Annotated in this window: 10 protein-coding genes; 4 read left to right on the plus strand and 6 right to left on the minus strand. The window is 66.0% G+C overall.

The features are described 5' to 3' along the window. The first annotated feature begins 4 nt into the window (after window positions 1–4). Both J8F10_RS12220 and J8F10_RS12225 read left to right on the plus strand, forming a co-directional pair. Window positions 5–2,614 carry a PSD1 and planctomycete cytochrome C domain-containing protein gene (locus J8F10_RS12220; RefSeq protein WP_210654088.1) on the plus strand — a complete coding sequence of 870 codons (2,610 nt, stop codon included), beginning with the start codon at window positions 5–7 and terminating at the stop codon, window positions 2,612–2,614. A gap of 77 nt (window positions 2,615–2,691) precedes the next feature. Continuing rightward, window positions 2,692–4,062, plus strand: coding sequence for a DUF1501 domain-containing protein (locus tag J8F10_RS12225; protein ID WP_210654089.1), 1,371 nt, complete (start codon window positions 2,692–2,694; stop codon window positions 4,060–4,062). A gap of 395 nt (window positions 4,063–4,457) precedes the next feature. Here J8F10_RS12225 and J8F10_RS12230 read toward each other — a convergent pair whose 3' ends face one another. The 5 genes from J8F10_RS12230 to J8F10_RS12250 form a co-directional block, all read right to left on the minus strand. Next, window positions 4,458–4,760 carry a hypothetical protein gene (locus J8F10_RS12230; protein WP_210654090.1) on the minus strand — a complete coding sequence of 101 codons (303 nt, stop codon included), beginning with the start codon at window positions 4,758–4,760 and terminating at the stop codon, window positions 4,458–4,460. Window positions 4,761–4,879: 119 nt separating this feature from the next. Next, entirely contained in the window at window positions 4,880–5,563 is a 684-nt protein-coding gene (locus J8F10_RS38745; RefSeq protein WP_246523204.1) for a hypothetical protein, read from the minus strand. Window positions 5,564–5,779: 216 nt separating this feature from the next. After that, window positions 5,780–6,691 (minus strand): GGDEF domain-containing protein, encoded by a 912-nt coding sequence (locus tag J8F10_RS12240; protein WP_246523210.1) that lies wholly within the window; start codon window positions 6,689–6,691, stop codon window positions 5,780–5,782. A 120-nt stretch (window positions 6,692–6,811) separates the two neighbouring features. Next, window positions 6,812–8,746, minus strand: coding sequence for a matrixin family metalloprotease (locus J8F10_RS12245; protein WP_210654091.1), 1,935 nt, complete (start codon window positions 8,744–8,746; stop codon window positions 6,812–6,814). Window positions 8,747–9,115: 369 nt separating this feature from the next. Further along, window positions 9,116–10,096: a histone deacetylase family protein gene (locus J8F10_RS12250; RefSeq protein WP_210654092.1), complete on the minus strand. Its 981-nt coding sequence runs from the start codon at window positions 10,094–10,096 to the stop codon at window positions 9,116–9,118. Between the two features lie 274 nt (window positions 10,097–10,370). Between J8F10_RS12250 and J8F10_RS12255 the strand changes: the two genes are divergently transcribed. Both J8F10_RS12255 and J8F10_RS12260 read left to right on the plus strand, forming a co-directional pair. Then, complete coding sequence (locus J8F10_RS12255) at window positions 10,371–11,192, plus strand: arylamine N-acetyltransferase family protein (RefSeq protein ID WP_210654093.1); 822 nt, start codon at window positions 10,371–10,373, stop codon at window positions 11,190–11,192. A 284-nt stretch (window positions 11,193–11,476) separates the two neighbouring features. Beyond that, on the plus strand, window positions 11,477–11,710 hold the full coding sequence (locus J8F10_RS12260; protein ID WP_210654094.1) for a hypothetical protein: 234 nt from the start codon (window positions 11,477–11,479) through the stop codon (window positions 11,708–11,710). A 169-nt stretch (window positions 11,711–11,879) separates the two neighbouring features. Here the strand turns inward: J8F10_RS12260 and J8F10_RS12265 are convergent, their stop codons facing one another. Next, the gene (locus J8F10_RS12265) at window positions 11,880–13,628 is read right to left on the minus strand and encodes a DUF885 domain-containing protein (RefSeq protein ID WP_315854108.1); all 1,749 of its coding nucleotides are present in this window, start codon (window positions 13,626–13,628) and stop codon (window positions 11,880–11,882) included. Between the last annotated feature and the right edge of the window lie 133 nt (window positions 13,629–13,761).

Below are 13,761 nucleotides of genomic sequence, written 5' to 3' on the forward strand. Positions count from 1 at the left end.
GCACATGAGATTCGGTCCCAAGCACATAGCCCCGCTCGTCATCCTGACGTTCGCGGGCTTCGCGACGAGTCAGCAGCCGGCGCCCACCGCGGCCCCGGACCCGACCAAGGTCGAGTTCTTCGAGAAGAAGGTCCGGCCGATCCTTACGGACCACTGCTACCAGTGCCACTCAGCCGATACCAAGCCCGCGGGCGGGCTGCGCGTGGACGACCACCGGGGGCTCCTCACGGGCGGAAACACCGGCGCGGCCGTCGTGCCCGGCGACCCCGGCAAGAGCCTGCTCATCACGCGCGTCACGCAGAAGAACGAGAAGCGCCGGATGCCGATCGAGGGGAAGCACCTCACCGAGGAGCAGGTCGAAACGCTGACGAAGTGGATCAAGGACGGGGCCGTGTGGCCCGCGCTCCGCGTCCCCGCGTCACTCGGCAAGGCCAAACCCGAGTACGAGAAGCTCAAAAAGGAGCACTGGGCCTGGCAGCCGCTGACGAAGCCCACAACGCCCGCAGTCAACGACGCGGCGTGGGCGCGGGATGATGTGGACCGCTTCCTCCTCGCGAAGCTCGAAGCGAAGGGACTTAAACCGGTCGGCGACGCGGACAAGCTCACGCTCCTGCGCCGCGTCACGTTCGACCTCACCGGCCTTCCGCCGACGCCGGCCGAGATCGAAGCGTTCCTGAAGGACGACAGCCCGAAGGCATTCGAGAAGGTCGTGGACCGACTGCTCGCATCGCGCGCGTTCGGCGAGCGCTGGGGCCGGCACTGGCTCGACGTGGCCCGCTACGGCGAGAGCACCGGACCGAGCCGCAACATCCCGTACCCGCACGCCTGGAAGTACCGCGACTACGTCATCGACGCCGTCAACGCGGACGTGCCCTTCGATCGCTTCATCAAGGAGCAGATCGCGGGAGATCTGCTCCCGGCGGCCAACAATGACGAGCGCGACCGCCAGCTCACCGCGACCGGGCTCCTCGCGCTCGGCGTGAAGGACGTGAACCAGCGGTTCAAGGTCCGGTTCGTCATGGACAACGTGGACGAGCAGATCGACGCCGTGACGCGGTCCGTGGTCGGGCTGACGGTCTCGTGCGCCCGGTGCCACGACCACAAGTTCGACCCGATCTCGCAAGTCGACTACTACGCCCTCGCGGGGATCTTCACCAGTACCGACAACGCGGCCGGGTTGCGGAACCAGATGGGCGGCGCGGGGCTGGCGTACTACGTCCCGGGGATGCTCGTGAAGCTCAGCGGCGAACTCCCGCCGGCCGACCCGCAACAGGTCGCAAAGCTCACGGCCGAAGTGGAGGTCGCGAAGAAGGCGTGGGACGCGATCCGCGGAACGCCCGAAGGTCTGAAGACCGCGGCCAACGGTCAGCCGACCCAGCGCCCGTTCCGGCTCAAGTACGAGGGCCTTCAGGGGCAACTGAACGCCCTCACGGACCCGGCCGCACGCGGGCACGCGGTCCACGGGGCACGTGACGCCCAGGTGATCGCGGACACCGAGGTGCGCCTGCGTGGGGAGGCCGAAAAGCTCGGCCCGACCGTGCCGCGCGGGTTCCTGACGACGTTCGAGGTGCCCGGCGCCCCGAAGGTGAACCCGAAGCAGAGCGGCCGGCTCGAACTGGCGCAGTGGTTCACCAGCCCGAAGAACCCGCTCACCCCGCGCGTCGCCGTGAACCGCGTGTGGCAGCACCTGTTCGGCACCGGGATCGTGAACACGGTCGATAACTTCGGTGTGACCGGCGACACCCCCACGCACCCGGAACTGCTCGACCACCTGGCCAACCGCTTCCTCGCCGACGACTGGAGCGTGAAGAAGCTCGTGCGGCAACTGGTGCTCACCCGCGCGTACCAGTTGGGTTCGGATGCGACCGAAGCGCACCGCACGGCGGACCCGGCGAACCGGCTCGTCTGGCGGCACGCCCCGCGCCGGCTCAGCGCCGAGGAGGTCCGCGACGCGACGCTGGCCGCTGCCGGCACGCTCGACCCCAAGCGGCCCGAGGGCTCGTCGGCCAAGGCGCTCCGCATGGTGGAGATGCGCGACAACGGCCCGGAAGCGAAGACGATCAACGACCAGGCCGACGCCGCGCGGTACCGCAGCGTGTACCTGCCGCTCCTGCGCGGGGTCACGCCGCACGCGCTCGAAGCCTTCGACCCGGTGGACCAGACCCTCGTGAGCGGCACGCGCGACACGACCACGGTTCCGGGCCAGTCACTGTTCCTCCTGAACTCGATCTTCGTGCGCAAGCAGGCGATCAGCTTCGCCGAGCGCGTCCTGAAGCCCAAGGACGCGACCGACGACGACCGCGTGAAGGCCGCCTACCAGCTCGCTCTGGGGCGCACGCCGACGGACAAGGAGATCGACCGGGCGAAGGCGTTCGTGGGCGAATACGAGTCGGCGTACCGCGCGAACCCGCCGAAGGCCGTCGCCCCGCCGAAGAAGCCCAAGCCCGCGGACGCACCGAAGCCGGGCGAACCGCCGCTCGACCCGGACCAGATCGACCAGACCGGCGAAACGGTCACCGAGGAAGTGGTCCAACCGAAGGACGCCAGGACCGCCGCGTGGATGGCCCTCACTCAGGCCCTCTTCGCCAGTGCCGAGTTCCGGTACGTGCGCTGACCGCTTCCGTGTGGTCCGCTCGTAACGCGGGCGGACCACACTCAAGAACCCAAAACATCCCAATAAGGAACTTACTCGTGACCCACGCACCATACGCTCCTTTTTCGCGCCGCCAAGCACTGAAGTCTGCCGGCGCGGGCTTCGGCTACCTCGCCCTCGCGGGCCTGCTCGGTGAATCCGCCCGCGCCGCGGACAAGGCCGCGCCGAAGCCGCTCGCACCGAAAGAGCCGCACTTCAAGGCCAAGGCCAAGCGCCTGATCTTCGTTCACATGAACGGGGCGATGTCGCACCACGACACGTTCGACTACAAGCCGCAGCTCGTGAAGGACAACGGCAAGCCCGGTCCCGGGGGCGGCACACTTACGGCGTCGAAGTTCAAATTCTCGCAGCACGGTTCGACTGGCTCGTGGTTCTCCGAACTGCTCCCGAACTTGGCCAAGCACGCGGACAAGCTGACGTGGCTCCGCGGGCTGCACACCGACACCCCCGCGCACCCGCAAGCCGTGGTGCAACTGCACACCGGTAGCGCGAACGCGGCCCTCACGCGGCCGAGCATGGGCGCGTGGTTGCTGTACGGCCTCGGCAGCGAGAACGCGGACCTGCCCGGGTACGTCACGATCAACCCGCCGCCGAACTTCGGCGGGGCGGTGAACTACGGCAGCGCGTTCCTCCCGGCGCACTTCCAGGGCACGCGCATCAACGACGTGGGCTACCTCCCGAACCTGAAGGCGACCGCCGCGAACGACCTCCAGCGCAAGCAGATCGACCTGATCCAGAACATGAACCGCGACCTCGCGGCCACGTCCGGCGCCCCCGACGCGGTGGACGGCGTGATCGAGTCGTTCGAGCTGGCGTTCAAGATGCAGGGCAAGGTGCCGGAGCTTCTCGACATCTCCAAAGAGCCGAAGAAAGTGCTCGAAGCCTACGGCGTGAAGGATGGCCCCGCGGGCGCGTTCGCGCGGCAGTGCGTGATGGCCCGGCGCCTGAGTGAGGCCGGCGTGCGGTTCGTGGAGATCTGCCAGCCGGGGTGGGACCACCACAACAACCTGCACAAGGGCATGATCGACCGGTGCGGGTCCGTGGATCAGCCGACCGCCGCACTGCTTTCTGACCTGGAATCGCGCGGGCTATTGGACGACACGCTCGTGCTGTTCGGCAGCGAGTTCGGACGCCTGCCGACGTCGCAGGGCGCGGACGGGCGCGACCACAACATCACCGGCTACCCGATGTTCTTGACCGGTGCGGGCGTGAAGAAGGGCGCCACCTACGGCGCGACCGACGAGTACGGCATCAAGGCCGTGGAGGGGCGCATGCACACGAACGACTTCCACGCGACGCTCCTGGCGCTCATGGGCCTGGACCACGAGAAGCTGACCTACAAGTACGCCGGGCGCGACTTCCGCCTGACCGACGTGAAGGGGACCGTGGCGAAGGAAATCTTCGCCTGATCGTAATGCGCTCCCGCCGCTGGTGAATCGGGTGATCGGAGAGAGCACCCGGTGAGCGGCGGTGACTGTCACCGTTTCGGGTCGGCGTTGAGGAGCGACGACCGGGCGGCGGGGGCGTTATTCTACTCTGCTATGATTCACTCGCGCGACAGACAATTGTCAATGACCGATGAGCGAATTCAGTTTCAATTGCTGTGGCTCGATACCCGGTTTCGATTCCCTTACAGCGAGCTGCGATCGCAAGGGAGCGAGAGGCACACCCGACTTATAACGAGCCGCGACCGCCAGGGAGCGGGAGGGGCACCCGGCTTGTCGACACGGTCCCACGCACGGGAAGCCCCGCTCCCTGGCGATCACGGCTCGTGATAAGCCGCTACGACGGTCTCGAAACGAGACTAAATCCCTGACTTCTTATCTGAAGGTCTGTCTCTTCTTCGGATCACGGGAACCCAGTTGGTATCCGTGTCGTACACCGCAAGAAAGTGGTGCTCCCACTTCTTGTTTTTCGTGCGAAACCGACAGGCGAACCAGGGCGCGCCGTATTCATCGATCTCGTAAATACGAACCGCCCGCCCCCGGGCGACCAGCTTTTTGTAAACCCGCACCGTCTCCGCATGGATCTGATAACCCGGTATCCCGTCGCCCGGAACTCCCGTGATTCTGATCCGGTCACCGACTTTCAATTCGCTCGCCGTCATCGGGCGCCCTTGGGACCGTGTCGCAGCAATGATACCCGACTCCAAACGGGAGGGCTTCAGATCCGGGGCAACATCGGAATGCACGTGGTCTCTTACACGGTTCCCGACCGCGGCTTGTATCACTCCTTGCCGAGCACCAGATCCACGACCCAGCACCCGCGCACGTGCGGCCCTTCACCGCGGCAGTGGTTCAGGATGTCGGCGCTATCACAGCCCGCGTCCTGGAGCGCGTCGGCCAGGATCGGCATCGCGCCGAAGTCGCGCGATTCGTACATCTGCGCCGCCAGCGCGAGAGTGGTGGAGGTGCGCCACGAAGGGGAGAACGTCACGGGGCGAAAGGGGTTGCCGAAGATGTCGCGGAGGAGGCACGTTACATTCGTGAAGCGACTCGCGATAGTGGCGATATCACTAACGTAACCGGAGGGGCCACCGCCTCGAAAGAAGTGAGATTCGGGCCTCGCTGTCGTGCATGCTAATATCGCGGCCGCGCACCGCTTCTGCGGCGCCAGCGTCCCCAGAGCAGCGACGTCAACGGGATGGGGCGCGGCCCGGTCCAATTCTTCGCTCGCGAGTTGAGCCGCGGAACCGGCTCGATCCAGTTCTAGCTCGTCGATTAACTGATCGGCGAAGCGCTCGGCCTGCTCCACCGCGAACCGGCTCCTCTCGTCGACGAGTTGGCGCCAGCCCGCGCGGACGCACGCGCACGTGAATAAGCGGGTCTTTCGCTCACTCGCATCGCGCGCGAATGCGAGCATCGAGTCCGTGTAGGTATCGGAACAGATCAGCCATTCCGCTTCGGTCATCGTTCACCCTCCACGCTCCCAGCATGGTCGATCCAGTGCCCGATGCAAGCGCGAATGCGCGTGCAATAACGGGCAGGGCGGAGGGCCTCTGCAACGTTCTGGCCTGTATTAAGGTGACCTATTGAGGAGGCACAGACAGGAATGTCGGTGCCATGAGTCGAAGAGAAGAATAATCCAGAACGCAGTGCGCCCGCGCACCACTCGACCCCGGCCACATCACCCCGCGACGACGCGGTTGCGGCCGGTTTCCTTCGCCTGGTACAAGTTCTTGTCGGCACGGGCGACGAGGTCGCTCGGGAGCAGCGGGTCGGCGGGCAGGGTCACGGCCGCGCCGATGCTGACGGTGACCGAGTAGGTCACGCCGTTGAACGAGAACGGGGGCCGGCTCATCACGTCCCGGATGCGCTCCGCAACGATCTTCGCCTTCGCGAGATCGGACTCGGGCAGCACCACGGCGAACTCTTCGCCCCCGTACCGGGCGAGCAACTCGTCCTGCCGGATCACGGCCTTCACGCGGGTACACAGCTCGCGCAGCGTCAGGTCGCCCACGAGGTGCCCGAACCGGTCGTTGATCGACTTGAAGTGATCGATGTCGAGCATGAGCAGCGCGAGCGGTCGGGTGTGGCGCGTGCTGCGGGCGATCTCGCGGTCCAGGAATTCGGTCAGGTACCGGCGGTTGTGGACCTGGGTCAGCCCGTCCAGAACGGTGAGCCGGTAGATCTCCTCGTGGTACTCGGCTTCCAGGTTCCCGCCGCCGAGGAACCGGTAAATGCAGTTACCGATCCGCAAGTAGTCGCCGTCGCGCAGCCCGCTCTCGCGCTTCTGCTGGTTGTTCACGAACGTGCCGTTCGTGCTGCCCAGGTCGGTGACGACGTACTCGCCGTCGTCCCCGCGGACGATCTTCGCGTGGTACCGGGAGACCGATGCGTCGGTGTTGCGGACCGCGCAGTCGTCGGCGCGCCCGATGAACGCGGGCTCGGCCCCGAGCGCGTACCGGGTGCCCATGTCCGGGCCGGTCGGGTAGATGTAGACCAGGCAGGCGGCTTTATTGGCACCGCGGGCCGGGATCGTACTGGGGGTCCGAAACGTTTGGACCGAGTTCTCGGTCGGGATTAGTTCCGCGATCATGTACCAACTCGCTACGGGCTGTGGGGGGATTCTGGGCGAAACAGCTCGAACGTAAGACAGTCGGAGAATGCGTGGGCGCACCGGGGCCGTAGACCGGCCCGAACCGGGAGTGTTACGGCGTTACGGCGCGAACGGGTTGGTGACCGGCGGGATGACCGGCAGCGTGGGCGGGGGCGTCGGGGTGGGCGTGGGCGTGGTGATCGGGGCCAGGGGCGGGGGCGGCGGGACGGTCGGGTTCACGATGATCGGGTCGAGCGGGTCGCTCAGCGTCCGCGCCGACAGCACCAGCCCCAGCGACTGGAGAGCGGAGCCGTCCTGTGTGGCCGCGTTGAACACCACCGAGTACGACCCGGACACGAGCCACACGGCCCCGGTCGAGAGCGGCTGGCCGGCGCGGGCCACGGTGGTGAACACCGCGTGCCCGGTCGCGTCGTAGATGGTCATGCGCACCGCGGTCAGGGCCGTCGCGGAGCCGCCCGTCGCGGTCAGCGCGAACTGCGTGAGCCGGTCGCCCGCCACGTCCATCGTGGTGTACTGAACGGCTTCGGGTGCCGTAAGGGTGTCCGCCGTGACATGGGTGTAGGTGGTCGGGGCGACGGGCGCGAGCGTGGCGCCCAGGGTGTAGGTTCCCGACGCGGAGCTGCCGGCCGCGGCCGACGCCGCCACGCGGATGAAGTACGTCGTGCCGGTGGTCGCGTTCGCGAGCTGGATCGAGTACGCCCCGCCCTCGTTCAGGGTCACGGTGGTGGGGAGCAGTTGGCCGCTCGCGTTGTACACCGTGACCGACGGGAGCAGCCCGTTGGTGGCCGTCATCGTTCCGAGGAACAGGGTGCCGGTGAACGGGGTCGCGAGGGTCGGGGTGATCTTGTACCAGTCCACGTCCGACGAACCGGAGATCGAGCCCTGCAGGTAGAACGAGTTCGCGCTCGTCGTGCGGACCGGGGCGAGGGTCGTCGCCGTGGCGAGCGTGTTGTTGTTGGTAGCGGGGTACTCGAAGTTGCCGTAGTAGGAACTGGGGACGTTCCCGCTCGGGGCGCCGCCCGCGTAGTTCAGCCGGAGCACGTAAGACCCGACCGAGAACACGTCCGAGCCCGAGCCCTGGACCTTGACGTAGTAGGTCGTGCCCGCCTTATAGTTCGGGAGGGTGATCGACAGGTTGTTGTTCAGCACGTCCGTGGTGGACGCGCTCGCGACCGCGTTCCCCTGGGCGTCGTACACGGTCACCTTGCCGGTCAGCAGGCTGATGCCCGCGGCCTGGAGGTTGATCGTCAGCCCGGTGGACCCGAAGGCCGGGGTGGTGAACTTATAGACGTCCGCGTCGCCGATCCGGGTGACGTCCGCGGACACCGCGGTCTGCCCCCCCAGATTGTACGCGGTCGCGAGCGTCTCGTTGCCGGACGGCCCCTCGAACTGGTCGTCCCGCCGCGCGCCGTACAGCGCCCGCAGCGCCGCGGTGTCGGCGCCCGACAGCCCGGACCAGAGGCCCTGGTACGAGTTGAACAGTGCCGACGTGGGGTCGGTGTTCTGGTCGGCCAGCCCGAACGAGTGCCCGGCCTCGTGCAGCGCGACGGAGAACAGGTCGCCCTGGTACGAGGAGCCGATCCCGAACTGGTACAGGCTGTTGAAGATGAAGTCGCCGGCCCACGTGCGGGTGTCGTAGTCGAACCCGGCCGCGTTCGCCATCGTGGAGTTCGCGCTGCCGGGCGCCGAGAGCGCCCGCGCGCCGATCCGGATGTCGCCGAACCGGATGTCTTCCTGGGGCGCCCCGGCGATCCCCATCGCCTGCCCGCCGTCGGCGACGAGCCCGATGTTGAGGTTCGCTTCAACGGCCCAGGTCTGGTACGCCCGGAGGATCTCCCGCTGCCACTGCGGCTGCGACGCGGTCGCGTTCATCAGGGAGAACAGGTTGCTCTGCGTGCCGGAGATGTCGGTGCCGTCCGGCACGAAGCTGAGGGTCAGACTCGACCCGTCGAACCAGGGGATGCCGAAGGTCGGGGTCAAGCGGTCTTCGAGGTGCTCGAACGACAGACGCTTGGGCGATAGCGACTGACTCATCTATTTTCTCGGTGGTGTGGGCAGCAGTTCGGCCGCCGTGTGTGGGAGAGTCCAGTAGGAGTGGATCGGTGAATCGCGGGCGGGTGAAGATTAGTGGCGCGACCCGTGGGAGCCGTTCTTTTATGGTCTCGCCTGAATACTGTGCCCGTGACGGCAGGTCACTCTGCCGAACCGTAGTTGAGAATTCCGGTGAGTCAAATGAAAGTGAAGATTCCAAAAATACTGATAAGAGCGATTTACAGGGCGCGCTAACTTCGCGGCCACCCTGTCTCGGTTCGGACACCGTTTGGCTCCGAAATCATGGGCGGCCACAATCGGAGCTGGCGCGCCGGGGCGTGGCCTTCTGCTTGTGCCGCGGTCGAAGCGCGGTCACGAATCCGTCGGCACCTTTGGATTCCCATAGCGCCGGAGCAGTTCGACCACCGTGTTCGCCACGAGCCGGTAGCTCTCTCGGCTGTACCCGCCGCTCAACAGCATCACGACCGGGATGCCCCGTGCCCGGAGTTGCTCGATCACGTAGAGGTCGCGCGCGAGCACGTCCCCGGCCGACAGGTGCAACCCGCCGAGGGCGTCGCCCGTGAACACGTCGGTGCCCGCGTTGTACACCGCCAGCCCGACGCGCGCGTTGCGCCCGATCGCGTCGAGGAAGCCCGGTAGCGAGCGCGCCACGAGGTGCAGGTACTCCGCCCCCGCGCACCGGGCGGGTAGGGGAATCGGGCAATCGATCCGGGCGCGGGCGTCCCGGTCGTGGGCGGGATAAATGTGGGGATTGAACGCATCGAACATGAACACCTGATGGTCCGCACGGAAGTGGTGACTGACGCCGTTGCCCTGGTGGGCATCGAGGTCCACATACGCGATGCGGTCGGTCGCGGTCAGGCGCCCCTCGGCGCGCAACCCGTGAACCAGATACGCGATGTCGTTAAACACGCAGAATCCTTCCCCGCGGTCCGGCTTGGCGTGATGGTACCCGCCCGAGAGGTTGACCGCGATCCCGGCGGTGAGCGCCTCGCGCGCGGCCACGAGCGAACCCGCCACGGCCCACCGCATGGGTCGCAAAACCACCCGCCATACCGCCCACACGGGCAGCTTTCGGATGAAGGGCAGTTCCAGCGCCCACGACAATTCGAGCGGATCGCCGAGGCGCTTCAGGTAGGCCGGGTCGTGGACCGCGCTGAGATCCATGACGGACGCCGGGCGCGGAACCCCCACCCACGCGCGGTTCCGCAAGTGCCGGACCTCGTGCCCAATCGCTTTCCACGCGCGACCGTATTTCCGCGAATCGAACGGGTGCAGGCGCTCCAGCCCGAGGAACCCGATGTTGTACCGGCGCGTGTAGACCAGTTTCATCAGCAAGCACCTGTTGGGGATGCCGAGAGCAGAACCACAGATGAACACAGATAACGCGGATCAGATATAGGAGATACCAAGATCACAAAAAGGCACCTGGAGGCCCGAAGCGAGGACAGAAAACCGGGGACAGCGGGTAGAAATCAGAGGCAGTGATGCGCTTTGAACTTCGGACGGGGCGGCCGACGGTCGCCGTCGGCGTTGTGCGAGGGCCTTGGCCGCGCGACGTCGAGCGCGTTTCACCAACTTCTGAACCTCTGGTATCGCTACTCCCATGAACCTCGATGCTTACCTCTCTCGCATCGGCTACGCCGGGCCGCGAACCCCGACGCTCCCCGTTCTGCGAGACATCGTTCTCGCGCACGCCTGCTCGATCCCGTTCGAGAACCTCGACGTGCTCCTGGGTCGGGAGATCCGGCTGGAGCCGTCCGCCGTCGAGCGCAAACTCGTTGCCGCGCGCCGCGGTGGCTACTGCTTCGAGCAGAACTCGCTGCTCCTCGGCGCGCTGAGCGCCCTCGGGTTCGCGGCCCGGCCGCTGTCCGCGCGGGTGCGGATCAAGGCGACCCGCGAAGACACTCCGCCGCGGACGCACCTGTTCCTGCGTGTCGAGGCGGAAGGGGGCTCGTGGCTGGCGGACGTGGGGCTCGGCGGGCTGACGCCGACGACCCCGCTGCGGATCGACCAACTCGACACCGAACAACCGACCCCGCACGAGACGCGGCGCATCGTCCGCGAGGAACGAGATCCGGCGCCGCGGTACTTCCACCAGGCGAAACTGGGCGAAGTGTGGGCGGACGTGTACGAGTTCACGCTCGAAGAGATGCCCGAGATCGACCGCGAGGTGGGCAACTGGTGGACCAGCACCCACAAGAACTCGAAGTTCCGCCAGAACCTGCTTGCCGCGCTCGCGCGCCCGGACGGGACGCGGGTCTCGGTCCTCAACCGCGAGTTCACGCACCGCCGCGGAACCGAGGTACTCGAACGGTTCGAGATCACCGACCCCGAACACCTCTTGGGCGTGCTCGCGGAGCGGTTCGGCCTGATTTTCCCAGCGGGCACACGGTTCGGTGCGCCGGGCGCTGCGTGGCCGACGTAACCGCACTTCCGCGTAGTGCGCCCACCCCTCGACGTTCGTGCCGCACGTGTACAGCTTCCGCACCTTCGTCGGGTACTGCTTCGCGTAGAGCTACTAGCGTGAACAGAGTGGCCGAAATCCGGCGGACCGTGGCGGTACGGTTCTAGACGCTTCACTAGCTGACGCAAACAATGTTAATCAGACTAGTTATGGAAATTTCTCTCATTCTAACGTGGCGACAATTATCCTATGTCGGGGGGAGGTGTAAGGTGGATTTGGTTCTTGCCTCACCTCAAGGAGCAGCAATGCCCGTCGTGGAAACCGAAAAGTCCGAGATCCTGGAGTTACTAGGCGTCCTCGGTGCGAACGCCCAAAAGGTCGACGTCGATCACCACCTCGGTTATGGGTTGTTGATCGGTAGTCGGCGCATCGACCCGTTTATTGACCAGGATGCATGCGTCCGGTACTTAAAAGCCATCCACGAACTGGTGGCAAGCAATAAGCTCGTGGAACGCCGCGGCATCTGGTTCCTCGCCTGATCCCTATCCGTGGACCGCTTCCCACTTACCGCGCGGGCACCGCTCACTGGTCATTGGCAGTTTGGCCTCGAGCGGACGGCCGCACGCCGAGCACTTGTCCCGCGCCCGCTCCGGGCACACCGCACGCTCCCCAGCACCGTTAGCACAATCTCAGCGGAACGATTCGGCCTCAGAGCGTCGGGCCGGTGTCACCGGGGAGCATGATCTTGCGAATCAGCTTGATCGGCAACCCGCCCTGGCGCACGAACTCGTCGTGGAACGTCTGCAGGCGGAAGTCCGCGCCCTTCGCCTTCTTGTAGTCGTCGCGCAACTTGTAGATCTGGAGCTTGCCCAGCGTGTAATAGAGGTACGTCGGGTTGTACGTTCCGCGGCGTGCCTCCTGGAACGCGGTTTCCGGCTCGATGTACCCCTGCTCCACGAAGAACTTCTTTCCTTGCTCCACGGTCCAGCCCTCCGTGTGCAGTTTGATGCCGACGATGTACCGGCAGTCGCGCAGGAGTGCTTCGTTCAGTTGCGCGAGCCGCACCTTCGGGTCGCCGTCGCCGTAGCCCTCCTCCACGATCATCTGCTCCGCGTAGTGCGCCCACCCCTCGACGTTCGTGCCGCACGTGTACAGCTTCCGCACCTTCGTCGGGTACAGCTTCGCGTAGAGGAACTGGAGGTAGTGCCCGGGGAACGCCTCGTGAATCGTGATGATGTCCATCCCCGTCTTGTTGAACTGCCGCATGTGCTCGACCTTCCGGCGCGCCTCCCATTCCGTTTCCGGCGGGGTCACGTAGTAGAACGCCTCGGTCGCCTTCGTCTCATACGCGCCGGGCGTGTCCATTGACGCGAACCCGCCCGTGCGCATGAACGCGGGCGTCTCTGCGATCGTCGGCCGCACTTCCGACGGTACCGTCACGATCTTCTTGTCGATGAGGAACTTCCGGGTGCGTTCGATGGTCCCGCGCGTCGCGCCGACCAGATCCTCCGGCTTCGGGTGGTCCTCGTTCAGCGTTGCGAGCACCTCGGCGGGCGTCCGTTTCGGGTCGATCTTCTTCGCGGTGGCGACGAACGCTTCCTGGTCGCGCTTGAGGTTGGCTTCGCCGATGGCGAGCAGTTTGTCGAGCGGAACATCGAGCATCTCCTCGGTTTCGAGCTTCTTCACGAACGCATCGGCCCCGATCGCGTACTTCCCCTTCGACTTCGGGAGCAGGTCCGTTTCGATCCACTTCGCCGCGGACTCGAACGCTTCGACTACAGGTTTGTTGGCGGCCTCGAACTCGGCGAACAGCTTCTCGTCCTTACCCGCCGCAGTTTTGGCCCACGCGAGCAGATCGTTCCGGAAGAAGCTGACCGAGCCCTTCGCAACGATAACGCCCAGATCGGTGAACTCCTTCGGCGGGTTGTCCACGTTCGTTTTCATCGCTGCAAGAAGGCGCGGAGCGGCTTTCAAGCGCCCGATGACCGCCTTGAGCCGGTCCGCGGGCGGCGCGAACGACCGCTTCATTAGCATGTCGATCCCCTCGGCCGGTTTGCCCAGGTACGTGACCGGGTTCCGCCTCCAGTCGCGCACCGTTTCGATCTCCAGAAGCTCGGCGCGAATCGCGTGATCGAGCGTTTCGGCGTCGATGGCTTCGGCGGGAGTCAATTTACCGGCGCGGAGGGTCTTCAGGCGCGCGTGGAAGTCTTTGAGCGCCTCGGCCCGGCGCGCAATCATTCGGGCGGTCAGGTCCGCCAGTTTGTCGTCGAAATCGTGGATACCGGCGTAGGTCGCCTGGTTCGGGTCCCACGCGAACAGGGCCGCGTAGTAATCGTCCGCGAACGCCGCGAACCCGGCCGGCGCGGGCACATCGGCAACGACGGGTTGCGGGCGCGTGATCCCGAGAAGCGCGACAAGAAGAACACCGGCGAGGGCCGGGAATCGGAGTGCGGTCACGAGTTGCTCCGGGCTGGGAACGTCTGCGGAGAGGCTTGACGTGTGAGGATACGGCCGACGAGAGGAGCGCTGCAACTGATATTCGCGCCGACTTTAAGCGCGGGAGCCGGCGACCCGCGCCGGCTCCCGCAAA

It is taken from the genome of Gemmata palustris (genome assembly GCF_017939745.1).
In the GTDB taxonomy this organism is placed as follows: Bacteria; Planctomycetota; Planctomycetia; order Gemmatales; family Gemmataceae; genus Gemmata; species Gemmata palustris.

Coding starts and splice junctions, on each gene's coding strand:
- J8F10_RS38745 (WP_246523204.1), bottom strand. CDS start 5,563: ATGACCGAAGCGGAATGGCTGATCTGTTCCGATACCTACACGGACTCG.
- J8F10_RS12220 (WP_210654088.1), top strand. CDS start 5: ATGAGATTCGGTCCCAAGCACATAGCCCCGCTCGTCATCCTGACGTTC.
- J8F10_RS12255 (WP_210654093.1), top strand. CDS start 10,371: ATGAACCTCGATGCTTACCTCTCTCGCATCGGCTACGCCGGGCCGCGA.
- J8F10_RS12230 (WP_210654090.1), bottom strand. CDS start 4,760: ATGACGGCGAGCGAATTGAAAGTCGGTGACCGGATCAGAATCACGGGA.
- J8F10_RS12260 (WP_210654094.1), top strand. CDS start 11,477: ATGCCCGTCGTGGAAACCGAAAAGTCCGAGATCCTGGAGTTACTAGGC.
- J8F10_RS12250 (WP_210654092.1), bottom strand. CDS start 10,096: ATGAAACTGGTCTACACGCGCCGGTACAACATCGGGTTCCTCGGGCTG.
- J8F10_RS12240 (WP_246523210.1), bottom strand. CDS start 6,691: ATGATCGCGGAACTAATCCCGACCGAGAACTCGGTCCAAACGTTTCGG.
- J8F10_RS12245 (WP_210654091.1), bottom strand. CDS start 8,746: ATGAGTCAGTCGCTATCGCCCAAGCGTCTGTCGTTCGAGCACCTCGAA.